This is a genomic window from Streptococcus hyointestinalis, from assembly GCF_041225505.1.
Taxonomy (GTDB): domain Bacteria; phylum Bacillota; class Bacilli; order Lactobacillales; family Streptococcaceae; genus Streptococcus; species Streptococcus hyointestinalis_B.
The window spans coordinates 1-23,422 of sequence record NZ_JBCLSK010000001.1 but is presented as its reverse complement, the minus strand read 5'-3'; the positions used below and the strand labels follow the sequence as shown (position 1 = coordinate 23,422).

The following is a 23,422-nucleotide window of genomic DNA, read 5'->3' as shown; positions in this document are numbered from 1 at the left end:
CTCCTATCTCGCAAGTAGTTCTTCCAAGCTAGCCTTGTCGTAGACAGAAACACTTGGAATTGTCTTATCAATTTTTTTCAAGAAACCAGCCAACACCTTACCTGGACCAATCTCAATCACATCTGTCATACCGAGTGAAACCATCGTGTCAATCGACTCATAAAAACGCACCGGCTCCATGACTTGACGAGCTAGTAGAGTCTTAATCTCACTTTTTTCCATGACACATGCTTTTGTATTGCCGATGAGTGGCAACTTAAAGTCCTCAAAAGTAACTGCCTCAAGCTCTTTAGCTAACTTGTCACTGGCAGGCTTTAACAAAGCCGTGTGAAAGGGACCAGATACCTTTAGTGGGACAAGGCGCTTAGCGCCTGCTTCTTTGAGGTAATCCACAGCCGCATCAACTGCTGCAGCCTCTCCACCGATAACGATTTGTGTCGGTGTATTGTAGTTGGCTAGAGAGACGATACCCTCTCTAGAGGCTTTCTTACATGCCTCCTCAATCGTATCCACTGGTGTATTGAGGACAGCGACCATCTTACCACTACCACACGGAGCAGCTGACTCCATGTATTCACCACGCTTTACGACAAGTGCCAAAGCACTTTCAAAATCAAGTGCTCCAGAAGCTACTAGAGCTGAGTACTCGCCCAAGGAAAGACCAGCAACCATATCTGCGGTAATTCCTTTTTCAAGAAGCAAGCGATGAATCGCAACAGAAGTTGTTAAAATAGCAGGTTGGGTGTAGCGGGTTTGATTGAGTTTTTCCTCATCTTCGTCAATCAACTTGCGCACATCATAGCCTAAAACCTGACTTGCTTGATTAAAAGTTTCTTGTACAATCGGGTAGGTCTCGTAGAGATCACGCGCCATTCCAAGACTTTGGGCACCTTGACCTGCAAATAAGAATGCGGTTTTCGTCATTTTGTCCTCCATTCTCTAAGATCAGTTAGAGAGTGTTTTTTGTTGAGCTCAAAAGAAGTGTTAATCTTCTTCCCAGCGTTTAGCTTCTTCTAGGATAACATCACGGGCGCCATAGTAGAGATCTTTTAAAATCTCTTCACAGGTTTCTTCTTTGCTAACAAAACCTGCAATTTGACCTGCCATCACAGAACCATAGTCGACATCACCATCAACAACGGCATTACGGAGTGCACCAGCGCCGAGTTCTTCGATTTCTTCTTGGGTGATTTTACCAGCTAAGAAATCTTTTTCAGCCTTAGCATAGGCTGTTGCCAATTTATTTTTAAGGGCACGTACAGGGTGTCCGACAACTTGTGCAGACACTACCGTATCGATGTCTTTTGCTTTTAAGATTTTTGCCTTAAAGTTAGGGTGAGCATTAGACTCTTTAGCGACAACAAAGCGAGTACCGACTTGGATAGCTTCAGCTCCCAACATAAAGCCTGCTGCAGCACCTCGTCCGTCAGCAATACCACCAGCTGCAATAACAGGAATAGATACCGCATCAACTACTTGGCGCACAAGTGTCATGGTGGTCAATTTACCAATGTGACCTCCTGCTTCCATACCCTCAGCAATAACAGCGTCAGCTCCCATTTTTTCCATACGACGAGCAAGAGCAACACTTGGAACCACTGGGATAACAGTGATACCTGCTTCGTGGAAACGATCCATATATTTTCCTGGATTACCAGCACCAGTTGTGACAACCTTGACCCCTTCTTCAATGACAAGATCAACAATATCTTCGACAAATGGTGAGAGGAACATGATATTAACCCCAAAAGGTTTGTCTGTTACGGCTTTAATCTTATCAATATTAGCCTTGACAACTTCTTTAGGAGCATTACCACCACCGATAATACCTAAACCACCTGCTTTTGATACGGCAGCTGCCAAATCACCATCAGCAACCCATGCCATACCACCTTGAAAAATAGGATATTTAATGTTTAATAATTCTGTAATACGACTTTTCATATCTACACTTTCTAAATCTTGGCTAAGCGACTAAAGCGGAAACAAAACGCTAGAAGCGTTCTATTCCACCTTTAATCGCTTATCTAGCTCTATATTACTAAAGCGCTTGTCAATAGAATTTGATAAAGATGTGACCTTTATAATTTGAAGGTCAAACTATCTAGCTACTAATAAGGAGCGAACACAAGCCTTTGTGCTTGCTGTCCACTCCTGCATGGTTTTTATGCTGTTGCAACCACCATGCGCTAAAAAAGCATCTGCGTTAGTTGCTAGTCTTTATTTTGTTTTTTCTTCAACGTAAGCAACCAAGTCACCAACTGTGTTAAGACCTTCTTCAGTTTCGATTTGGATGTCAAATTCATCTTCGATTTCAGAGATTACTTGGAAAACATCAAGTGAGTCTGCGTCAAGATCATCAAAAGTTGTTTCCATTGTCACTTCATCTGTCTCTTTACCAAGTTCTTCAACGATAATTTCTTGTACTTTTTCAAATACTGCCATGATATAGCTCCTTTTAAATAAATAATGTGATTGATTAGCTAATAACTAGCTAAAGTCTATATAACTGTGCTTATGCACAATATACCTAAATTTTAACAATTAGACTGCCCCATGTCAATCCTCCACCAAAACCTGATAGTAAAATTGTTTGGCTGCCGTCTAATCTAATAGTGCCATTGTCTACCGACTCGGATAATAATATCGGAATACTTGCGGCACAGGTGTTGCCATACTCCATCATATTGGCTAAAAACTTCTCTCTATCAACACCGATTTTCTTATCCATCTTGTCTAGGATACGGATATTAGCCTGATGAAGCAGGAGATAGTCAATGCTATCTGCTGTAAAGTTTGAGCTCTCAATGAGCTCTGCAATGCTTTTTGACACATCACGGATGGTAAAGTCAAAAATAGCACGCCCATCCATAGTCACATAAGGAAGATTGTCCTCAACTACTGAAAATGGTGAGTTAAGACCGACAACACCCGAGGTGAGCCCATCTCCTCTACTACCGTCTGAATGCAGAGACTCTGCTAAAAAGTGTGCTTTATCGGACGCTTCAAGCAAAACCCCACCAGCGCCATCACCAAACAGCACTGCCGTTCTGCGGTCGCTCCAGTCAATGGTCTTAGAAAAAGTCTCAGCACCAATCACCAAGCCCTTTTGGTAAAGCCCAGACTGGATAAACTTTTCAGCCGTTGATAAGGCAAATACAAAGCCACTACACGCCGCTGTCAAATCAAAGACAAAAGCATTTGTCGCACCGATAGCTGCTTGAACCTTGGCTGCGGTTGATGGCATCATACTGTCTGGCGTCACTGTCGCTACGATAATAAAATCAATGCTACTAGCCTCAGAAGAAGCTTTTTCAAGCAATTGTTTGGCTACTTGACTCGCTAAATCAGCTGTTGATTCATCTTTTGTGATATGGCGATTTTTAATGCCTGTACGGCTTGAAATCCACTCATCACTCGTATCCATTATCTGTGATAAATCATCATTTGTAATGACCTGTGAGGGCACATAATGCGCCACTTGACTAATCTTTGCATATCTCATTAGACGAGCTCCTCTAAAAATTGATGTAAATTGCTCAACCCCTTGGTCAGAGCTTTAACATCTGTTTCGTCAAAATCCTCGACAATTTGATCAACCAAACGCTTATGGAATTTGCTATGCAACCGATCAACCAAACGCCCTTTTTTCGTCAAACTCAGATAAACAACCCTACGATCAGACTGTGAACGCCTGCGCTCAATATAGCCTTTCGCTTCAAGCTTATTCAGACTTGCTGTTACTGTTCCTAGTGTGATCATCTGCGCACGAGCGATGTCACTTGGAGTCACTTTATCATCCTTACCAATAATTTCAATCGTGTGCATCTCTTTTAGCGAAATGTCACTAAACTGGCTTGTTTTCAAGCTCATTTCCTCGATGACTAAAACCTTGTTGAAAATATCTACGAGATAGGCATTGATTTGACTATAATCCAAGTTCCCTCACTCCTTTACATAAAACTTTGACTATCAAAGTTTAACAAAAGTCACGCTTTTTTGCAAGTCTTTCAAAGAATGGCTTTCTTTTATTTTCCCTTAAACTGAGGACGACGTTTTTCCGTGTAGGCACGCACACCCTCTTTAAAGTCGTCGGTAAAGGCTAAGGATTTTTGCAAATCAAGCTCTAGCTTCGCATAAGCCTCCCAGTCGGTAAAAGAACTTTGCCAAACCATTTCTTTGATGGCTTTAAAGGAGTTGACTGAGCTGCGCTTCAACTTTTTGATGAGTTGCTGCGCTGCTTTCTCTAACTTTTCAGACTCACAAACCTTGTAGACAATGCCGTATTCAAGAGCTTTATCAGCTTTTAGCCCTTCTCCTGTCATGGCAAGATGAGTGGCACGATTAACGCCAATAGCTTTTGCTAAGAGGTACAAACCACCTGCATCAGGCGCCAAACCAACGCCCACAAAAGCTTGGATGAACTTGGTCTTGTCAGAGGCAATGACAAAATCACAAGCCACTGCCATATTAGCTGCTGCACCTGCCAAAGCACCGTCTGTTAGCATGATAACAGGCTTTGGCAACTTCTTGATGGCAAAGGAAATGTCATTGACCAACTCAGCGATTCGAACAAGTGATTGAACGTCGTCTGCCGCAACAGCACGCTCCATCTCAACCAAGTCGCCTCCTACTGAGAAAACTTTCCCATTGGCAGCAAACGTAAGGATACGCACTGCTTCATCATTTGCTGCCATATCAAGAGCAGATAAGATTTCTTCGCAAATAGGGATATTAAAGCCGTTTGACACTTCTGGACGATTAAGCGTTAGTCTAGCGACCTCATCCTCCACATCATAGGTAATATATTTAAAAGACATCATGTCTCCTTTTCTCTATGCTTTTCATTTGATAATCAAACTATTCAAAAACAAAACTATTCTAGCATAAACTACGACTTAAAATCAAGTTATTTTAAGAATTTTTTAATTTGATAATTCAAGCTATTTTATGGAGCAAAGTAAAAAAGATTAGACATTCTGTCTAATCTTTTTCCAACAAATCACTCAAACGATGGATAAAACCTGCTGCTTGTGATTGGTCCATACCAAATCGTGTATCCTTGACTGCCCAAGTGGTTAGCCCAGCAGCCACTCCCGCTGCGATACCTTTTTCACTATCCTCAACCACTAAAGTGTCCTCTTTTGGACAACCAATTTGGCGTGCTGCCTCCTCATAGATGGCTGGATCAGGCTTACTTTCTACAAATTCCTCCCCAGATAAAATAACCTTAAAGTAAGACCTTATATTCATCGAATCCAGCGCTTTTAGGATATCCGACTTGGTCGAGCTGGATGCAAGACCAAGCACAATGCCTTTTTTGTCTAAAGCCTCAATGACAGACACGGTGTCATCAAAGATCAGACTGGGATAAGGCAGAGGGTGCTTATCCTTGTAGGCAGTATAGTCTTTTTGCAGCTTGTCAACATCCCACTTGTCATAGTCATCACGCAGTATATGCTGCCAAACCTGCTTCATATTGCCACCAATAAAGAAACTTGGCGGCAGGTGCTTGATGGAAATGCCTAGGTCATTTAAAAACACCTCACGACGCCGATAATAAAAACTCTCGGTGTCAAACAAAACGCCATCCATATCAAAAATTATCGCTTTAAAATTCATCATAGTTCTATTATACTATCATTTTCTTTGAAAAACTACTGACACATTGTCTGAATTTTGCTATAATTTAGACAAAACGCAATAAAGGATGTTTTCATGAAAGTTACAAAATTTGGAGGCAGCTCACTCGCCTCCGCAGCACAACTCTGCAAAGTCTTAGATATCATCAAAGCCGACTATGAACGCCGCTTTGTCATCGTCTCAGCCCCTGGAAAGCGCACGTCTGAAGATACCAAGGTCACAGACGCTTTGATTAAATATTATCAAAACTATAGGGCAGGTAACGACGTCACTGCTGATCAAGAGTGGATTATCGAGCGCTACCGTGCCATTATCGAGGAATTGAGCCTTGGCTCTGCTATTTTAGACAAAATCGCAAAAGCTATCAAAGATCTAGCTACTCTGCCTATTGAGAATAACCGCTTTTTGTACGATACTTTCTTAGCAGCTGGCGAGGACAATAATGCCAAGTTGATCGCTGAATTTTTCAGCCAAAATGACGTGCCTGCTCAGTACATTCACCCTAAAGAAGCAGGTATCATCGTCTCTAGCGAGCCTGGCAATGCCCGCATTCTCCCTAGCAGCTATGATAAACTAGAAAACCTACGTGAGTACAATGATGTGCTTGTCATTCCTGGATTTTTCGGAGTGACCGTTGACGATGAGATTTGTACCTTCTCTCGTGGCGGTTCTGATATTACAGGCTCTATCGTAGCAGCTGGCGTCAAAGCAGACCTCTATGAAAACTTCACAGATGTCAATGGTATCTTTGCCGCTCACCCTGGGGTCATTGACAATCCACACTCTATTCCTGAGTTGACTTATAAGGAAATGCGTGAGCTTGCTTATGCTGGCTTTTCAGTGCTTCATGACGAGGCACTTATCCCTGCCTACCGTGGGAAAGTCCCTCTTGTCATCAAAAATACCAACAACCCAGACCATCCCGGAACCAAGATTGTCATCGAGCATACTGGAAAGGACATCCCAGTCATTGGTATTGCTGGAGATGACCACTTTGTCAGCATCAATATGTCCAAATACCTCATGAATAGAGAGGTCGGCTTTGGACGTAAGGTCCTTCAAATCCTCGAAGACCTCAACATCCGCTTTGAGCACATGCCAACGGGTATTGATGATATGTCTATCGTTCTTCGTGACCGCGAGTTGACCCCAATCAAAGAGCAAGAAATCATCACGCAACTCACTCGCAAACTCGAAGTGGATCACGTTGATATCCAGCACGACCTCTCTATTATCATGATTGTCGGCGAAAACATGAAGAGCCAAGTCGGTGTCATGTCAACAGCCACCAAGGCGCTCTCTGACAACCATATCAACTTGACCATGATTTCACAAGGCTCAAGCGAGGTATCCATCATGTTCGTTATCAACAGCGAGGATGAGAAAAAAGCCGTTCGTGCCCTTTACGACGCTTTCTTTAAGTAAATGAAAAGCCACATCGTGGCTTTTTTCTGTGCTCATCCTTACTTAGGAAAACAAAAAAGCCGAGCTTCTTGCTCGACTAGTCTGCGGAAAGAGGGACTTGAACCCTCACGACCTAAAGCGGTCACAGGATCCTTAGTCCTGCGCGTCTGCCAATTCCGCCATTTCCGCTCATCAACATAATAAATTATATCAATTTACCTTGTTGATGTCAACACTATTTTCCATATTTTTTCAAAAAAAGTGAAATTTTTTCTTTATAGGTTTGCGGGTCTTTTTCAAAGGACTTGGCATGACCAGCTCCTTTGGCGATATAGAGCTCTTTTGGTCCTTTTGTGGCAGCGTAATTTTCATAGACCATTTCTGTCGGCACAAAGGTGTCATTGCCACCGTGGATAAAGAGCGTCGGCAAATGGTTTTTGGCTAACTGTTTGACACTGCTTGCCTCACCGTAGCTAAAGCCTGCACGAATCTTAGACAGAGCAGAGACCTCGTAGAGCAGTGGAAAGGCTGGTAGGTGGTAGAGTTTCTTGGCTTGATAGGCGAGCTCATCCCAGACACTAGTATAGCCACAGTCCTCGATAATGGTTGTAATCTGGCTTGGCAGTTCTTCACCACTTGCCATCATGACGGTAGCCCCACCCATAGAAACCCCAAACAAAGTGATTTCAACCGAAGGATTTTGACTGATGAGGATATCTGCCCACTTGAGGACATTTAAGCGGTCGTTCCAGCCGTAGCCGATAATTTGCCCCTTGCTGTTGCCGTGAGCGATGTTATCTGGCATGAGCACATTGTAGCCCAGCTCATGAAACATATAGCCATAGGCTTTCATGTATTTTTTACCGCTAGTAAAACCATGCACTACGATGACTGTTTTATCGGTTTTCTTTTCCGCTAGCACATACCATGCTTCTTGCTTAATCCCTTGATTTTCCATGGTATCTGTCTCATAGGTCAGCTTATCAAAAGCTTTCTCATAAGCGTACAGAGGGCTGGTCTTTGCGATACCGCCACTGCCGACAAAGGACTTCTCCCCACGCACTTGAGCGACATGGAAAAAGTAAAAACTGGCTAAAACCGTCCCTAAAAAAAGAATACCTACTATAATCGCAGCTAAGCGTCGTTTCCTTAATTTTTTCATAACACCTATTATACACTAATTTAGCAGATTGGCAACATGAGAAAAAGTGAGAAAACCAAGTTCTCTCACTTTAATCACTTATTAGTCATTCATATTTTCAACCGCAGCTGTCACAAAGGCTGTGTAGAGTTCTTCGGCACGGTTTGGACGTGATTGTAGCTCTGGGTGATATTGAGCAGCGACGAAGAATTTCTTGTCTGGTAATTCGACAATTTCCATGAGGCGGTTATCTGGAGAGACACCAGAGAAGACAAAGCCTGCTTCTTCAAACTGTTCACGGAAATATGTGTTAAACTCATAGCGGTGACGGTGACGGCGTTGCACCACTTCTTGGTTGTTATAAGCTTCAGCCGCTTTAGAGCCGACTTTTAGTTTACATGGGTAAAGCCCTAGGCGAAGTGTTCCACCCATATCTTCGATGTCAATTTGGTCACGCATGATGTCAATGATTGGATATGGTGTTTCTGGGTCTAGCTCAGCAGAGTTTGCCCCTTTAAGGTTAAGGACGTTACGAGCAAACTCGACACAGGTCAACTGCATACCAAGACAGATCCCTAGCATTGGCACATCATTTTCACGTGCATAGCGAATGGCTTCAATCTTACCTTCTGTTCCACGATGACCAAATCCACCTGGTACAATGATACCATCTGCGTCGCCGACAAGATCAGCGATATTCTCACTAGTCACATCATTGGCATTGACCCATTTGAGATCAATAGCCACATCATTGACATAACCTGAGTGCTTGAGGGCTTCTACAACTGACAGATAAGCGTCTGGCAATTCCACATACTTACCAACCAAGGCGATTTTGACTTTCTTCTCAAGGTTCATCACCTTGTCTACCATGGCTGTCCACTCAGTCATATCTGCCTTAGGCGCATCAATTTTCAGATGGTCACAAACAATCTGATCCATGTTTTGCGCTTGCATATTAAGCGGAATTTGGTAGATGTGATCAACGTCTAAGGACTCGATAACTGCTTCTGGTGCCACATCACAGAACTGTGCCAATTTGTTTTTGATGTTTTGACCAGCTGGCTGCTCTGTACGAATAACCAGCATGTTTGGCTGAATACCAAGACCACGCAACTCTTTTACAGAGTGTTGGGTTGGTTTTGTTTTCATCTCACCAGCAGCTTTTAGGTAAGGCAACAGCGTGGTGTGGATGTACATGACATTGTCAGAGCCGACATCTGCTTTCATTTGACGAAGCGCTTCAAGGAAAGGCAGGCTTTCAATATCACCAACAGTTCCACCAACCTCAGTGATAATCACGTCTGAGTCTGTTGTGGTCGCAGCACGTTTGATTTTTTCTTTGAGCGCATCTGTGATATGTGGAATGACCTGCACAGTCGCTCCTAGATACTCACCACGGCGTTCTTTTTTCAAAACTTCGCTGTAAATCTTACCTGTTGTGACATTAGAGTATTTGTTGAGGTTAATATCAATGAAACGCTCGTAGTGACCAAGGTCAAGGTCTGTTTCCGCCCCGTCATCGGTCACGTAAACCTCACCGTGCTGATAAGGACTCATAGTCCCTGGGTCAATATTGATATAAGGATCAAACTTTTGAATCGTCACTTTTAACCCACGATTTTTCAACAAGCGACCAAGACTTGCAGCAACAATCCCTTTACCAATAGAAGAAACGACACCACCAGTTACAAAAATATACTTTGTCATTAAAGCACTCCCCTAAAAATAAAATTAGTCGTCATATTCTGACGATTGCAAAAGAGAAAACCGATTGCTAAGCAACCGTTATTGACCATAAAACAAAAATAGCTCCCTATGGTACTAGGGAGCACGACCTCAAAATGAGGTGCCCGATATTTACTATAAACTATATGTGGGCTTTTGTCAATTAAAAATCAACAGAAAATCTTATTCTTCCTCATCGTCTTCATCTTCTTCGTTGATGTCGACTTCTTCGTCTAAGTCAGCGTCTGGGATGATTTCATTGATTTCAGAGTCGTAAGATTCGACTTCTGATTTTTCATCGTCTGGATTTTCATCGTCGTATTCGCTATTAGTATTAGCTGAGTAATCCTCATCTTCTGGATCATCGTCGTTGTAGTCAATAGCGTCTTCGTCACCATCCATAAAGGCATTGACACGTTTGTGTTTGCGTTTTGGTGCATTGTCATCCTCTTCTTCAAGGGTGATGACTTCTTCATCAATCTCATCAATAGCGTACCAAGAACGTAGTCCCCAACGGTTGTCCCCAAGAGGAATAAAGCTACCGTCAGTATTTAGGTCAGAGTAAAATCCTGGTAGTGCTTCACGAATAGTCGCATCTGATTTTTCAAGGTAGACTTGAATTTCATTGACAAGGTCACTGAAATACATCTCATGGTCACGTCCACGCTCTTCTAGGATGGCACGTGCCACTTCAATCATTGACAATTCGCTTTTTTCTTGCCCTTTAAATACATCTAATTCCAAAGCAGTTCTCCTTATCGATGTTAAAATTAGTGTCCTGCGCAAACAGTCCCCTAATTGTCATTACTCTCTATTGTACGCTATTTTTGCGGTTTCGTCAAAGGGAATTCAAGAAATTTGAACAAAATCAAGAAAAAACAAGCTTGGACATCTCCAAACTTGTTTTGGTGAAAATTATTTGACTTTTGCAGAGCTTGTCACAGCTTCGATCGCTTTTTTCATTGCGATGTCGTGTTTAAGCATTTCTGGTGAGAGAAGGTTGCGTACTTGTTCAGCTTCCATGCTGTATTCTGTAGCAAGGTCGTTGATTTCTTTTTCAACTTCTTCATCACTTGCTTCAAAGCCTTCTGCTTTAGCAATAGCTTCGATGACAAGGTTTGTTTTCACACGTTTGTCAGCGTCTGCTTCATATTGTTTGTGAAGGTCTTCTTGGCTTGTTCCAGTCATTTGGAAGTAAAGGTCTGGTGAGATACCTTGACGTTGAAGGTTACCAAGGAATTCGTTCATCGCACGGTGAACTTCGTCGTGAACCATTTCTTCTGGAAGGTCGATGATTTCAGCGTTAGCTACTGCAAGCTCGATAGCTGCATTTTCAACAGCGTCATCAAAAGCGATTTCTTTGGCAGCTTCAAGTTCTTTGCGGTATTTTGCTTTCAACTCATCAAGTGTGTCCACTTCTTCGTCGATGTCTTTAGCCAACTCATCGTCAAGCGCTGGAATTTCTTTGGCTTTGACTTCGTGAACAGTTGTCACAAACTTAGCGTCTTTACCAGCAAGGTCTGCTGCTTGGTAGTCTTCTGGGAAAGTCACATTGACATCTACTGTGTCGCCAGCTTTGCTGCCAACCAATTGGTCTTCAAAACCTGGGATGAATTGACCTGAACCAAGTTCAAGTGAGAAGTCATCACCTTTACCACCGTCAAATTCAACGCCGTCAACAGAACCAACAAAGTCAATCACAACAGTGTCACCTTTTTCTGCTGCGCCATCTTTGATAGCAAGTTCAGCAAGGTTGTTGCGTTCACGCTCAATCTTAGCGTCTACTTCTTCGTCAGTCACTTCTTTGCTCACTTCTACTGACACTTCAAGGTCTTTGTAGTCACCAAGTTTAACTTCAGGTTTTGTCACAACTTCAGCAGTGATAACCCATTCTTGACCTTTTTCCATAGAAGATACGTCAAATTTTGGTTGTGCAACAACATCCAAGCTAAGCTCAGCAACTGCTGCTTCGTAAGCTGCTGGTAAAAGAGCGTTCAAAGCGTCTTCGTAAAGCGCTTCTTCACCAAATTTTTGGTTGAAAACAGCACGTGTGATATGACCCTTACGGAAACCTGGAACAGTCAAATCTTTCTTAATTTTATTAAAGCTGTTGTCAAGTGCTGGCTGGATTTGGTCTTGACTAATTATAAATGTAACGACACCACGGTTTGTGGCTGTATTTTCAAATGATGTAGACATGACGTCATTTCTCCTTAAATAATATTAGATACAGTTTAGTTTATCATATTTTGGCGGCTTTTAAAAGTTTTTTATAGCTTTTTTATGCTTTGCAGGCTTTTTTGCCAATTTTCAATTAAGACTTGCTCTCTTTTTTATTTTTTACTAAACTTATCTTATGACTATTTTAGAAAAATACTGGGATCAACTCCATCTTGACCAAATTGGAGTGACACTCATCTCAAAGACAGTTGCTCTCATCAATCTTTTTATCCTCTTTCTGATTTTAAAGCGTGTGGCAGAGTTCTTCTTTAACAAGATGGTCGTCAAGTCTCTAGCACTCACGACCCAATCTGACGCTCGAAAAAAGACCATCGCAAGGCTACTGCACAACTGCCTCAACTACACGCTTTATTTCTTTTTGATTTACTCCATTTTAAATATCATCGGAGTGCCTATCTCAAGCCTTTTGGCTGGGGCTGGGATTGCAGGGCTAGCAATTGGTCTTGGAGCGCAAGGCTTTTTATCTGACGTGGTCAATGGTTTTTTCATTCTGCTTGAAAATCAATACGAAGTCGGAGATTCTGTTGTTATCGGCAGTGTCACAGGTACCATTACAAGCTTAGGACTGCGCACAACGCAAGTCAGAGATTTTGATGGGACACTGCATTTCATCCCTAACCGCAGCATTACTGTCGTTAGCAATCAATCACGTGGCGATATGCGGGCTCGAGTTGACCTGCCTATCTACGCCCATACAGACTTAAAAAAGGTCACTGAAGTGATCAAAGCGGTCAATAAAACCGAGCTTTCTAAATACCCACAAGTCGTTGAGACACCGAACATCCTAGGACCTGTCTATACGAGTGGGGGACAGCTGGTCTTTCGGATTGATTTGTTTGTGGATAGTGGGCAACAAAATAGCATGTACTCCACCTTTTATGGGCTTTATCAAACAGCGCTGATAGATGCTGGTGTGGAGCTGCCAACACCTATCCTAACCACTTCAAAAACTAATTCATCAACAAGCAAAAAGAGCTGATATCAGCTCTTTTTTAGTATTTTCGAATAGGATCTGCTAGATACTTGGCACGGCTGCCACCGATTAGCTTTGGACGGCTGGCAAGCGCTGTCACATGGGCGCCACAAAGCTCTCTTTGCAAGGGCACAAGAGGCACCTGCACACGCTTAATGTGCATGCCAATGCTGGTGTCACCAATATCAATCCCTGCATGTGCTGTGATTTCCTCCACCTCAACAGGGTCATCCATGAACTTAAAGGCAGCTAACTGCCCGCTACCGCCCGCATGGAGACTCGGTAAGACATTGACAATCTCTAAGTCTTTGTCTTCTGCGAGTCGTCTCTCCACAACCAAGGCACGGTTCAGGTGTTCACAGCCCTGAACTGCTAGAAACAGACCTCGCTTATCCAGCTCGTCAAGGATGGTTTTAACGATGACTTCGCCAACCTCGACGCTTGAATTTTGCCCAATGACAGAACCGAGCACTTCACTGCTTGATAGCCCTAAAACAAAGATATTCCCTGCTCTTAGGGCACTTTTGTCTAAAATATCGCAAACAATCATCTGCGTTTGCTCTTTAAGAAGCTGTAAATCCATCTAATCTCCTTTTGTCATCTCAACATCATAGCTAATCTCTCTCAGGTAAAGCCCTTGCCCGCTAGCTGTTGGACCTGCCAGCTGTCTATCCTTTGTCTCAAGGACGTTTTTTATCTGGCTGACTGGCATGCGGTTATTGCCGATTTTGAGCAGCGTTCCCACCATATTACGCACCTGCTTATAGAGAAATCCTGTTCCTGTAAAGGTAAAGGTGATGAGGTGACTTTTCTCATCATAGCTCAGCTCTGCTCTTGTAATGGTGCGCACCTTATTGACAACGCTGGTGCCTGAGGCGGTAAAGCCTGTAAAGTCATGCTCCCCCACCAAGTCTTTTATCGCCTCTGCCATCTTCTCCATATCAAGCTCATAGGGAAATGGCGTTGCGTAGTAGCGCATCATGGGATTTTTAGGACGACCATTGTCCACCAAAAACTCATAGGTTTTGAGGTGCTTGTTGTAGCGAGCGTGAAAGTCGCTAGACACTTTCTCCACACTGACCACGTCAATATCATCTGGCGTCTGGGTATCAAAGGCAAAGCGCAGCTTTTCTAGGTCCCTATCCTGCGGTAAGTCAAAGTGGACCACCTGCCCATAAGCATGCACACCACTATCTGTCCTACCAGCTCCATGCACCGGCACTGGCTCACCACTATTTAAGCGCTGTAATGTCTTTTCTAGCTCTCCTTGGACAGAGCGCATGCTTGGCTGGCGTTGAAAACCAGCAAATAAAGTCCCGTCATAGGAGATGATAGCTTTATATCTTGTCATAGGTTGATTATACTCTATTTTCAGCTCTAATTTCAACTATTTTGGTAAAGAAAGGTATTCAAAAAGAAAAAACGATACCGTTTTTTCTTTTTGTCATCATTAAGGTTTAATACGGTGAAGCATGCGTGGGAATGGGATGGCTTCACGGATGTGTTTTGTTCCTGATACAAAGGTCACCATACGCTCTAAACCAAGTCCAAAACCACAGTGTGGGACAGAACCATACTTACGCAAGTCAAGGTAGAAAGCGTAGTCTTCTGGGTTTAGACCATTTTCTTTGATTTTCTCAAGTAGCTTGTCATAGTCAGTCTCACGCTCTGAACCACCGATGATCTCACCATAGCCTTCTGGTGCTAGCAGGTCAGCACACAAGACACGCTCTGGGTTGCCTGGGACAGGCTTCATGTAAAAGGCTTTAAAGCTTGCTGGGTAGTTGACGATAAAGGTTGGCACACCAAAGTAGTTTGAAATCCATGTTTCATGTGGTGAACCAAAGTCATCCCCATGCTCAAGGTGCTCATAGTCAGCCCCTTCTTCACCCTCATGCTCTTGCAGCAGCGTGATGGCGTCGTCATAGCTGATACGTTTGAACGGTTCTTTGATGTATTTTTCCAGCAAAGTCACATCACGCTCTAAGATGTCAAGAGCTTGCGGTGCACGATCAAGCACACCTTGGATGAGCGCTTTGACATAAGCCTCTTGTAAATCAAGCGATTGGTCATGGCTAAGGAATGGATACTCCGCATCCATCATCCAAAACTCAGTCAAATGACGGCGTGTTTTTGATTTTTCCGCACGGAAAACAGGTCCAAAGTCATAGACACGACCAAGCGCCATTGCACCTGCTTCTAGGTAAAGCTGACCAGATTGACTGAGAAAGGCTGGGTTACCAAAGTAGTCTGTCTCAAAGAGTTCAGTTGTGTTTTCAGCAGCATTTCCAGACAAAATCGGGCTATCAAACTTGATAAAGCCATTCTTGTCAAAGAAATCAGCTGAAGCGTAGATGATGGCGTTGCGGATTTGCATGATTGCCATTTGACGGAGTGAACGCAACCACAAGTGGCGGTGGTCCATCAAAAAATCTGTACCATGCTCTTTTGGTGTGATAGGGTAGTCAACAGACTCACCGATGACCTCAAGATCTGTCACATCAAGCTCATAGCCAAATTTTGAGCGTTCGTCCTCTTTGACGATACCTGTCACGTAGACAGAAGTTTCTTGGCTGAGGTGTTTGATGGTGTCAAACTTTTCAAGACCCAGCTCTTCACCGTATTTTTCGATGAGATTTGGCTTGAAGGCAACAGCTTGGAAGTAAGCTGTCCCGTCACGCAATTGCAAGAAGGCTAATTTTCCTTTTCCTGATTTATTGGCAACCCAAGCGCCGATAGTCACTTCCTGACCAAGGTGCTTAGGCACATCAATAATGGATACTAGTTCTTTTGACATAAGATTCTCTTTTCTATTTTTATTCGGCTTCCATAAAGGCTTTGAGGCGAGAGACCGCTTCTTTTAGCGTGTCAAGGTCGGTGGTATAAGACAAGCGCACATTTTTAGGTGCTCCAAATCCCTCACCTGTCACCAGCGCAACACCTGTCTCTTCTAGGATAGCGTCGGTGAAGTCTGTGACGTTGGTGTAGCCTTTCATCTCCATGGCTTTTGTGACATTTGGGAAGAAATAAAAGGCACCTTGTGGTTTAACCACCTCAAAACCTGGCACTTCACACAGCAATGGATAGATGGTGTTTAGTCTTTCTTCAAAAGCTTGGCGCATGGTCTCAACCGTATCTTGAGGACCAGTCAGCGCTTCGATGGCTGCGTATTGAGAGACGGTGGTCAGATTTGAGGTTGTCTGGCTGATAACCTTACTCATGCCTGCGATAATCTCGCTATCCCCAACGGCAAATCCAACACGCCAGCCTGTCATGGCATACGTTTTTGACACACCATTGATGACAATGGTTTGTTTTTTAATGGCTTCTGACAAGCTTGAAATCGGTGTGAAGACCGTGCCATTATAAACCAAGCGTCCGTAGATATCATCAGCTAGGATGAGAATATCATGCGCTACCGCCCAGTCTCCGATAGCCTGTAGTTCTTCTCTTGTGTAGACCATGCCTGTCGGATTTGACGGGCTGTTGAGTAGAAGCACTTTTGTCTTAGTAGTTCTGGCAGCTTCTAGCTGGTCAACAGTGACTTTGAAGTGATTCTCCTGCGTGGCATCCACAAAGACGGGCATACCCTCTGCCATCTTAATCTGGTCGGCATAAGACACCCAGTATGGCGTTGGGATGATGACCTCATCAAGCGGATTGATGACCGTCATGAAAAAGGCATACAGGATAAACTTGGCACCAGTCCCTGCAACAACCTGATTTGGCGAAATCGTATAGCCGTAAAACTGCTCAAAGTAAGTCCCAACAGCCTCTTTTAGCTCAGGCAGACCGCTCGCCTGCGTATAAAAGCTCGCACGCCCGTCTGTGATAGCAGAAATCGCTGCTTCTTGGATATTTTGAGGCGTTACAAAGTCAGGCTGCCCCAAAGTCAAGGGCAGGATGTCACGTCCTTGACTAGCTAATTGCTTCGCTTTTGCGGCTGCCTTTAAGGTAACACTCTCTTCCATGGATAAAACACGCTCGGATAATTTTGTCATTTAGATCACTCCCTCTAGAACGGCGTAGTTAGTATTATTATAGCAGAAAAAAAGCGATATGGGTATAGCATTTCCGCTTTAATACAAAAGAACTTGGACAAGTCCAAGTTCTCTTTTCTATTCTTGATGTTCTTTTTTGAAGTTTTCAGCTTCTTCTTCTGTTGACCAGACAAAGTGCCCTGGTGTGATTTCACGCATTTCACGCTCTTGCCCATCAAGCTCAGCATTTGGGTCATACAGGGTATGAACACGTTTGCGTTCTTTGATTGGGTCTGGCTCTGGAATAGCAGAGAGCAGGCTCTTTGTGTATGGGTGGATAGGATGATTGTAGACATCATCTGACGCTCCAATCTCAAGAAGTTTACCCCAGTGCATAACACCGATACGATCTGAGATATACTTAACCATAGACAGGTCATGGGCGATAAAGAGATAAGTCAACCCTTGCTCATGTTGCAGCTTTTGCATCAAGTTAACGACTTGGGCTTGGATAGACACGTCAAGCGCTGAAATCGGCTCATCAGCGATGATGAATTTTGGCTCAACTGCCAAAGCACGAGCGATACCGATACGTTGACGTTGTCCACCTGAAAACTCATGTGGGTAGCGTGTTAGGTGGTCTTTATTGAGACCTACAAGCTCTAGCAACTCCTCCACTCGTTGATCACGCTCTGCCTTGCTGTGGACGAGATTGTGAATATCAAGCCCTTCAGCCACGATGTCACGGATTTTCATACGACCGTTAAGACTGGCTTGCGGGTCTTGGAAAATCATCTGAGCGTCCTTACGGAAACCGTGGAACGCTTTTCCTCTGAGGTTTGAGATGTTTTCTCCGTTGAAAATCATCTCACCACCGTCGATATCGTACAGTTTTAAAATCGCACGTCCGACAGTCGTCTTACCAGACCCAGACTCACCAACAAGTCCAAAAACCTCTCCCTCATAGATGTCAAAGCTGACATTGTTAATCGCTTTAACTTCGTTTGATTTTCCTTTGTTAAATGTCAGGGAAACATTTTTCAATTCCACTAACTTTTTAGAGTGGTTCACCATGTCTAGTTAGCTCCTTTCATTTTTTCCCATCTCGCCCAGCGTGCTTTGATTTTTTCAGGGACGTCCACTTTTGGTGCACGCTCATCTAAAAGCCAAGTCGCTGCATAATGGGTATCTGAAACCTTGAAAAATGGCGGTTGTTCCTCGTGGTCAATATCAAGCGCAAAGGCATTACGTGCCGCAAAGGCATCTCCTTTTGGCGGATGAAGGAGGTCTGGCGGTGTTCCTGGGATAGACTGGAGACTACCAGACTCGGTATCTGTCGTTGGCATAGAGTTCAATAAGCCCCAAGTGTATGGATGTTGTGGGTAATAAAAGACCTCATCAACCGTTCCGTACTCAACGATTTTACCAGCATACATAACCGCCACACGATCAGCCATACCTGCAACCACACCCAAATCGTGCGTGATAAAGATGATAGACGACTCACGCTCTTTTTGGATTTTTTTCATCAATTGTAAAATCTGTGCTTGAATAGTCACATCAAGCGCTGTCGTCGGCTCATCGGCAATCAAGACCTGCGGATTAGCAGCTAGGGCAATGGCGATAACCGCACGTTGACGCATCCCACCTGACCATTGGTGAGGGTAGTCGTTGATATGCTCTTCCGCATTTGGAATACCAACGTCCTTCATCAATTGGAGAGCTCTATCAAGTGCTTCTTTTTTCGAAATCTTTTCGTGAATCAAGATAGGCTCTGCAATCTGCATGCCAATACGCATAGTAGGGTCAAGGCTGGTCATTGGATCTTGGAAAATCATGGCAATATCATTTCCACGCACCTTTGTCCACTCGCTCTCAGTAAGCTGTGTCAAATCACGTCCTTGATAGAGGATTTCCCCAGAGATTTCAGCATTTTTAGCGTTTAAGCCGATAAGAGTCTTTGTGGTAACAGACTTACCAGAACCAGACTCCCCAACGATAGCCAGCGTTTCTCCTTTTTTAAGGTCAAAATTGACATCACGAATCGCCTTTACTTCCCCAGCATAAGTATGAAAATCAACGTGGAGATTTTTGACGTTTAAAAGTGTTTCTTTAGACATGTTTCTTCTCCTTAGTCGTTACTTGATTTAGGGTCAAAGGCATCACGCAAACCATCACCCAAAAGGATAAAGGCAAGTGAGATAACCACAAGAGCCAGGGCTGGTAGCACCACTTGGTAAGGGTAGTATTGCAGATTTTCCTGAGCATCCGCAATCAATGAACCTAGAGACGCTGTTGGTGGTTTCACCCCAAGGTTGATGGCAGAAAGCACCGCTTCGTACATGATGGCACTTGGAATAGTCATCATGATTTGCACGATGATAATCCCAGAGATATTTGGCAAGATATGCTTAAAGGCAATCTTTGGACCACTCTCACCTAGAGAGCGTGCAGCTAGGACAAAGTCCCGCTCACGATAGGACAGCGTCATGTTACGCACCTGCCGTGACATACTAGTCCAACCTGTAAAGGCAATGGAGATGACAATAGCGGTAATCCCATTTCCTAGCAAAAGTCCAAGCATGGTCACGATAACAAGGTTCGGAATAGAAGAGACGACCTCAACGATACGCTGCATGATCGTATCTACCTTACCTCCGACATAACCTGAAACCAGACCATAAGTCACCCCGATAATCAAGTCGATGATGGTCGCAGAAATAGCAACCAATAGAGAGATACGAATCCCTACAATCAGACGTTTTCCAAGACTACGTCCGACACTATCTGTACCAAAAAGGAAACTTTGATTGTCTGGCACACCTTGGTCTTTGTAGACATTGGTGCGCTCTGTCGCTCCAGCATACTTCATGGTACCATTCCAAAACGGCAGATTACCACTTAGTTTTGGTGGCAAGTTACGGTAAACTTCAACTTCTTTGTTGTTGATAAGGGTATTTGCGGACTTACTTGAGACAAATAAGTTAGACGCTAATGAAAAGATAATCAAGAAAATCAAAAACCACATGGAGATAACGGCAAGCTTGTTTTTCTTGAGACGACGCCAAGCATCCTGCAAGAATGATAAGGCTGGTTTTTCAATTTTTTCCTGTTCACTGGTTGAACTAACCCCAACCAGTTTAAATGATTTTGTTGTGTCCATGTATCCTCCTTATTGCAAACGCACACGTGGGTCAACGATACTTGTGATAACGTCAGTAATCAAGATAGCGACCATGAGCATGGCTGCATAGACAATCGTTGTTCCCATGATAACGGGATAGTCCTTGGCTGGGATAGAGGTGACAAAGAGTTGTCCGATCCCAGGGATTGAGAAGATTTGCTCAATCAAAGCAGAACCCGTCAACAGACCAGCGGTTGTTGGACCGATAAGGGTCAAAACGGGAATCATCGAGTTGCGGTAAGCGTGCTTAATGGCAACTTGACGTCCATTTAGCCCTTTAGAGCGAGCCAGCTGGATGTAGTCTGAGTTGAGCGTTTCAATCATCTCACTTCTAAAGAAACGTGATACTGTCGCAAGTGTTGGAAGACCAAGTGAGAGTGTTGGAAGCACGGACTGTGCAAAAGTTCCCCAACCTGATAGCGGAAGAAGGTTCCACTTGAAACCAAAATAATCTAATAAGAAAAGACCGATAATGAATGAAGGCATTGAAATCGCCAAGGTCGCAAGCACACTAAGTGTTGCATCAATCTTGTCATTTTTGTGACTAGCAGAAATCCCACCAACAATGATACCGCCGACCAAACCAACAATCAAGGCTTGGATACCCAGCTGAACGGAAATACCAAGACGTTGGGCAATCATACGTCCTACAGGTTGGTTGACAGACTGATAACTTGTCCCAAAGTCACCGTGGAGAACATTCCAGAGGTAGCTTAGGTATTGTTGCCAGACAGGCTTGTCTAGTCCATACTGTTTGTTCAACAAAGCAATCATCTCATCGCTAAGTTTAGGATTGTTATAAGGGGTTCCTGGCAAAATCTGCATCAGAAAGAATGAGAAAGTTACCACGACCCACAGTGTTACTAATAAAATAGCAAGGCGTTTTAAAATATACTTGACCATTATACCATTCCTTTTTTCACTAGTTTGTTTGTCGCTGTTTCAGCTATTTCCAAAAAACAATCTCAAAAAACTCATTACTATATTATCAGCTTTCTGTCAAAATAGCAAAGTTCTTTTGAAATATTGTGAAAAAAGCTAAAGCAGTTTTGATGATAAAACCCCTTAGCCTTCTTCTTTTTCTCCTGAAATAACCCATTAACAAAAGCAAGAATTGGGGCTTGCCAATTCCTGCTTTAACGGTTAAACGACAATGTCTATTGATTATTTTTTATAAGCGTGAGTGAAGTCTGTTTTCAGACCTGTTGTGTTTTCAACAAGTCCAGTAAGTTTTGGATTGCGAAGCGCTTTTGTATTACGGAAGTAAAGTGGGTTGTAAGCTGCTTCATCGTAAAGTACTTTTTCAGCTTCTTTGTAGTCTTGAGCGCCAGCGTCTTGGTCTGTAGCGTCTGTTGTGATGGCTTTAGTGTAAGCAGCATCGTAAGCTTCACTGTTAAACTTACCGTAGTTGTAGGCTGATGTTGATTGGAAGAGGCTATAGAAAGTAGAACCTTCTGGATAGTCACCGCCCCAAAGTGTTACAACGATGTCAAAGTTTTGGTTCTTAGAGTCTTCAAGACGTTGCTTGAAGGTAACGAATTTTTCCTCAACAGTAAGACCTGGAAGTGTTGATTCCCAAGTAGACTTGATGTAGTCTACAAGGTTCTTAGCTGCTGGGCTATCTGCGTCCGCTGTAACAGTTAATTTAAGGCTTGTTAGACCTGCTTCAGCAAGACCTTCCTTGAAGAGCTTAGCTGCTTCTTTAGCGTCGTACTTGTAGCCTGGTGCAACGATGTCTGTCAAGTCTTTACCGGTTGATAGTGTTTCAAGCTTGTAAGGGACAAGGGCAGTTGCGGCAGTTGAACCTGTATCAACAGCGGCTTTTACGACAGCGTCACGGTCAGTTGCCAAGTTGAGGGCTTGACGGATTTTCTTGTTATCAAGACCTTTTGTTGAACCTGACATGTTGTAAGCCATGTAAGCTGTTGTTGCTTCAAGAACGTCTACAACGTCTTTGTTGTTTTTGTTAGCATTGTAGATAGCTGATGTTCCTGAAATGTTAGCGTTATCAAGTTCGCCACGTTTGTACATTTGAACGGCTGTATCTGGTTTTTTGATGGTTTGGATGTTGACAGTGTCAGTCTTAACGTTCTTCGCATCCCAGTAGTATTTGTTTTTCTTCAACTTGAAGGTACCGTTTGAGCCGTTCCAGCCTGTCACAGTGTAAGGACCAGAGTAGACTTGGTATTTAGAAGCAGTCGCATAGTTTTTACCATATTTTTTAACAACTGATTCTTTTTGTGGCATGAAGTTTGTAAATGACAAGAAATACTTGAACTGAGGTGATGGGCTTGTCAAAGTAAAGACAAGTTTCGTGTCACTCTCAGCCTTAACACCAAGTTGGTTAAGGTCTGTGATTTGACCAGAGTTGATCTCAGCAGCGTTTGCCACGTGTGCTTCACTGACAAGGTAAGCGTACTCAGACGCTGTCTCTGGATTAACAATACGTTGCCATGAGTAGACAAAGTCTTTGGCAGTTAGTTTGCTACCGTCTGACCATTTTAGGTTGTCACGAAGGGTAACTGTGTAAGTTTTACCGTCATCAGAGACGTCCACTTTTTTAGCAAGGTCAAGCTCAAGCTTGTTATTTTTACCCATGCGATAGATGTTACTTCCAGAGTTACCGATAGCGGTATTAGAGTAAGTATCTGTCGCTTTAGAGTTGTCCAGTGTCAAAATCTCAGTTGGCAAGTACCAATTGATGTCTTTTGATGAGCTTGCGCTACTAGAGCTGTTACCGCAGGCTGCCAAAGTAGCAGCTGCCACTAAGGCAGTTCCTGCTGCGACGAGCCATTTTGTTTTTTTCGCCATAAACATTTCACCTCATAGTTAATTTTTTCTTAATGTCTCAAAAAGACGTTATAACGAACACCCTTATTATACCTTAAAAGTTCCTAAAAGAAAAGTTTTATTGTGTTATATTCTGAATATTTGTACAAGCATTGTCTAAAAAATCCTTAAAATATGCGTGTTTTTGGCATATTTTTACAATAAAAAGGACTTAGCAGGTGAACAGCTCCCTGTCAAGTAGACAGTGAAATAATAAAATGATTAAGCAACCTGATTCCTGAATTCAAAAGGAGTCAGGTTGCTTAATTTTGCTTGATACCGTTGTGTATTGTAGAAAT

At 43.3% G+C, this 23,422-nt stretch carries 23 protein-coding genes and 1 tRNA gene; 2 read left to right on the top strand and 22 right to left on the bottom strand.

Annotation, left to right across the window (positions count from 1 at the left end; translation table 11 throughout):
- Positions 1-3: 3 nt before the first annotated feature.
- The 7 genes from fabD to AALA56_RS00090 form a co-directional block, all read right to left on the bottom strand.
- Positions 4-924, bottom strand: a complete 921-nt coding sequence (fabD, locus tag AALA56_RS00120) for an ACP S-malonyltransferase (protein WP_369908210.1) — start codon at positions 922-924, stop codon at positions 4-6.
- A gap of 60 nt (positions 925-984) precedes the next feature.
- Positions 985-1,944 (bottom strand): enoyl-[acyl-carrier-protein] reductase FabK, encoded by a 960-nt coding sequence (gene fabK / locus AALA56_RS00115; protein ID WP_369908209.1) that lies wholly within the window; start codon positions 1,942-1,944, stop codon positions 985-987.
- A gap of 276 nt (positions 1,945-2,220) precedes the next feature.
- The gene (locus AALA56_RS00110; RefSeq protein WP_115268315.1) at positions 2,221-2,445 is read right to left on the bottom strand and encodes an acyl carrier protein; all 225 of its coding nucleotides are present in this window, start codon (positions 2,443-2,445) and stop codon (positions 2,221-2,223) included.
- 85 nt (positions 2,446-2,530) lie between these two features.
- Entirely contained in the window at positions 2,531-3,505 is a 975-nt protein-coding gene (locus AALA56_RS00105) for a beta-ketoacyl-ACP synthase III (protein WP_369908208.1), read from the bottom strand.
- A complete protein-coding gene (gene fabT / locus AALA56_RS00100) occupies positions 3,505-3,939 on the bottom strand; it encodes a fatty acid biosynthesis transcriptional regulator FabT (protein ID WP_276763117.1) in 435 nt (144 codons plus the stop codon). Before fabT ends, AALA56_RS00105 begins: the two co-directional genes overlap by 1 nt.
- Positions 3,940-4,028: 89 nt before the next feature.
- The gene (gene fabM, locus AALA56_RS00095; RefSeq protein ID WP_369908207.1) at positions 4,029-4,820 is read right to left on the bottom strand and encodes a trans-2-decenoyl-ACP isomerase; all 792 of its coding nucleotides are present in this window, start codon (positions 4,818-4,820) and stop codon (positions 4,029-4,031) included.
- Between the two features lie 163 nt (positions 4,821-4,983).
- A complete protein-coding gene (locus AALA56_RS00090; protein WP_369908206.1) occupies positions 4,984-5,625 on the bottom strand; it encodes an HAD family hydrolase in 642 nt (213 codons plus the stop codon).
- A 93-nt stretch (positions 5,626-5,718) separates the two neighbouring features.
- Between AALA56_RS00090 and AALA56_RS00085 the strand changes: the two genes are divergently transcribed.
- Positions 5,719-7,068 carry an aspartate kinase gene (locus AALA56_RS00085; protein ID WP_369908205.1) on the top strand — a complete coding sequence of 450 codons (1,350 nt, stop codon included), beginning with the start codon at positions 5,719-5,721 and terminating at the stop codon, positions 7,066-7,068.
- A gap of 82 nt (positions 7,069-7,150) precedes the next feature.
- On the opposite strand, the gene AALA56_RS00080 is transcribed toward AALA56_RS00085, so the two are convergent.
- From AALA56_RS00080 to tig, 5 genes are all read right to left on the bottom strand, one after another.
- Positions 7,151-7,236, bottom strand: a tRNA-Leu gene (locus tag AALA56_RS00080).
- 46 nt (positions 7,237-7,282) lie between these two features.
- On the bottom strand, positions 7,283-8,209 hold the full coding sequence (locus AALA56_RS00075) for an alpha/beta hydrolase (RefSeq protein ID WP_369908204.1): 927 nt from the start codon (positions 8,207-8,209) through the stop codon (positions 7,283-7,285).
- Positions 8,210-8,290: 81 nt separating this feature from the next.
- On the bottom strand, positions 8,291-9,898 hold the full coding sequence (locus AALA56_RS00070; RefSeq protein WP_369908203.1) for a CTP synthase: 1,608 nt from the start codon (positions 9,896-9,898) through the stop codon (positions 8,291-8,293).
- A 201-nt stretch (positions 9,899-10,099) separates the two neighbouring features.
- The gene (gene rpoE / locus AALA56_RS00065) at positions 10,100-10,660 is read right to left on the bottom strand and encodes a DNA-directed RNA polymerase subunit delta (protein ID WP_369908202.1); all 561 of its coding nucleotides are present in this window, start codon (positions 10,658-10,660) and stop codon (positions 10,100-10,102) included.
- Positions 10,661-10,831: 171 nt separating this feature from the next.
- Complete coding sequence (tig, locus tag AALA56_RS00060) at positions 10,832-12,115, bottom strand: trigger factor (protein ID WP_369908201.1); 1,284 nt, start codon at positions 12,113-12,115, stop codon at positions 10,832-10,834.
- A gap of 157 nt (positions 12,116-12,272) precedes the next feature.
- Between tig and AALA56_RS00055 the strand changes: the two genes are divergently transcribed.
- Positions 12,273-13,136, top strand: a complete 864-nt coding sequence (locus AALA56_RS00055; RefSeq protein ID WP_369908200.1) for a mechanosensitive ion channel family protein — start codon at positions 12,273-12,275, stop codon at positions 13,134-13,136.
- Positions 13,137-13,149: 13 nt separating this feature from the next.
- On the opposite strand, the gene AALA56_RS00050 is transcribed toward AALA56_RS00055, so the two are convergent.
- From AALA56_RS00050 to AALA56_RS00005, 10 genes are all read right to left on the bottom strand, one after another.
- A complete protein-coding gene (locus tag AALA56_RS00050) occupies positions 13,150-13,713 on the bottom strand; it encodes a TIGR01440 family protein (RefSeq protein WP_369908199.1) in 564 nt (187 codons plus the stop codon).
- Positions 13,714-14,481 (bottom strand): tRNA pseudouridine(38-40) synthase TruA, encoded by a 768-nt coding sequence (gene truA / locus AALA56_RS00045; protein ID WP_369908198.1) that lies wholly within the window; start codon positions 14,479-14,481, stop codon positions 13,714-13,716.
- A gap of 99 nt (positions 14,482-14,580) precedes the next feature.
- Entirely contained in the window at positions 14,581-15,927 is a 1,347-nt protein-coding gene (asnS, locus tag AALA56_RS00040; protein WP_369908197.1) for an asparagine--tRNA ligase, read from the bottom strand.
- A gap of 19 nt (positions 15,928-15,946) precedes the next feature.
- Complete coding sequence (locus AALA56_RS00035; RefSeq protein WP_369908196.1) at positions 15,947-17,131, bottom strand: pyridoxal phosphate-dependent aminotransferase; 1,185 nt, start codon at positions 17,129-17,131, stop codon at positions 15,947-15,949.
- A gap of 117 nt (positions 17,132-17,248) precedes the next feature.
- Complete coding sequence (locus AALA56_RS00030; protein WP_369908195.1) at positions 17,249-18,184, bottom strand: ABC transporter ATP-binding protein; 936 nt, start codon at positions 18,182-18,184, stop codon at positions 17,249-17,251.
- A 2-nt stretch (positions 18,185-18,186) separates the two neighbouring features.
- Positions 18,187-19,230 carry an ABC transporter ATP-binding protein gene (locus tag AALA56_RS00025; protein ID WP_164682311.1) on the bottom strand — a complete coding sequence of 348 codons (1,044 nt, stop codon included), beginning with the start codon at positions 19,228-19,230 and terminating at the stop codon, positions 18,187-18,189.
- 11 nt (positions 19,231-19,241) lie between these two features.
- On the bottom strand, positions 19,242-20,273 hold the full coding sequence (locus AALA56_RS00020; protein ID WP_277294892.1) for an ABC transporter permease: 1,032 nt from the start codon (positions 20,271-20,273) through the stop codon (positions 19,242-19,244).
- Between the two features lie 9 nt (positions 20,274-20,282).
- The gene (locus tag AALA56_RS00015; RefSeq protein WP_164682309.1) at positions 20,283-21,197 is read right to left on the bottom strand and encodes an ABC transporter permease; all 915 of its coding nucleotides are present in this window, start codon (positions 21,195-21,197) and stop codon (positions 20,283-20,285) included.
- A gap of 261 nt (positions 21,198-21,458) precedes the next feature.
- Positions 21,459-23,105, bottom strand: coding sequence for a peptide ABC transporter substrate-binding protein (locus AALA56_RS00010; RefSeq protein ID WP_369908194.1), 1,647 nt, complete (start codon positions 23,103-23,105; stop codon positions 21,459-21,461).
- 240 nt (positions 23,106-23,345) lie between these two features.
- The coding region (locus tag AALA56_RS00005) for an IS3 family transposase (RefSeq protein WP_369908299.1) at positions 23,346-23,422 on the bottom strand (77 nt) is incomplete at its 5' end.

Coding starts and splice junctions, on each gene's coding strand:
- fabD (WP_369908210.1), bottom strand. CDS start 924: ATGACGAAAACCGCATTCTTATTTGCAGGTCAAGGTGCCCAAAGTCTT.
- fabK (WP_369908209.1), bottom strand. CDS start 1,944: ATGAAAAGTCGTATTACAGAATTATTAAACATTAAATATCCTATTTTT.
- AALA56_RS00110 (WP_115268315.1), bottom strand. CDS start 2,445: ATGGCAGTATTTGAAAAAGTACAAGAAATTATCGTTGAAGAACTTGGT.
- AALA56_RS00105 (WP_369908208.1), bottom strand. CDS start 3,505: ATGAGATATGCAAAGATTAGTCAAGTGGCGCATTATGTGCCCTCACAG.
- fabM (WP_369908207.1), bottom strand. CDS start 4,820: ATGTCTTTTAAATATATTACCTATGATGTGGAGGATGAGGTCGCTAGA.
- AALA56_RS00090 (WP_369908206.1), bottom strand. CDS start 5,625: ATGATGAATTTTAAAGCGATAATTTTTGATATGGATGGCGTTTTGTTT.
- AALA56_RS00085 (WP_369908205.1), top strand. CDS start 5,719: ATGAAAGTTACAAAATTTGGAGGCAGCTCACTCGCCTCCGCAGCACAA.
- AALA56_RS00075 (WP_369908204.1), bottom strand. CDS start 8,209: ATGAAAAAATTAAGGAAACGACGCTTAGCTGCGATTATAGTAGGTATT.
- AALA56_RS00070 (WP_369908203.1), bottom strand. CDS start 9,898: ATGACAAAGTATATTTTTGTAACTGGTGGTGTCGTTTCTTCTATTGGT.
- tig (WP_369908201.1), bottom strand. CDS start 12,115: ATGTCTACATCATTTGAAAATACAGCCACAAACCGTGGTGTCGTTACA.
- AALA56_RS00055 (WP_369908200.1), top strand. CDS start 12,273: ATGACTATTTTAGAAAAATACTGGGATCAACTCCATCTTGACCAAATT.
- AALA56_RS00050 (WP_369908199.1), bottom strand. CDS start 13,713: ATGGATTTACAGCTTCTTAAAGAGCAAACGCAGATGATTGTTTGCGAT.
- truA (WP_369908198.1), bottom strand. CDS start 14,481: ATGACAAGATATAAAGCTATCATCTCCTATGACGGGACTTTATTTGCT.
- asnS (WP_369908197.1), bottom strand. CDS start 15,927: ATGTCAAAAGAACTAGTATCCATTATTGATGTGCCTAAGCACCTTGGT.
- AALA56_RS00035 (WP_369908196.1), bottom strand. CDS start 17,131: ATGACAAAATTATCCGAGCGTGTTTTATCCATGGAAGAGAGTGTTACC.
- AALA56_RS00030 (WP_369908195.1), bottom strand. CDS start 18,184: ATGGTGAACCACTCTAAAAAGTTAGTGGAATTGAAAAATGTTTCCCTG.
- AALA56_RS00025 (WP_164682311.1), bottom strand. CDS start 19,230: ATGTCTAAAGAAACACTTTTAAACGTCAAAAATCTCCACGTTGATTTT.
- AALA56_RS00020 (WP_277294892.1), bottom strand. CDS start 20,273: ATGGACACAACAAAATCATTTAAACTGGTTGGGGTTAGTTCAACCAGT.
- AALA56_RS00015 (WP_164682309.1), bottom strand. CDS start 21,197: ATGGTCAAGTATATTTTAAAACGCCTTGCTATTTTATTAGTAACACTG.
- AALA56_RS00010 (WP_369908194.1), bottom strand. CDS start 23,105: ATGGCGAAAAAAACAAAATGGCTCGTCGCAGCAGGAACTGCCTTAGTG.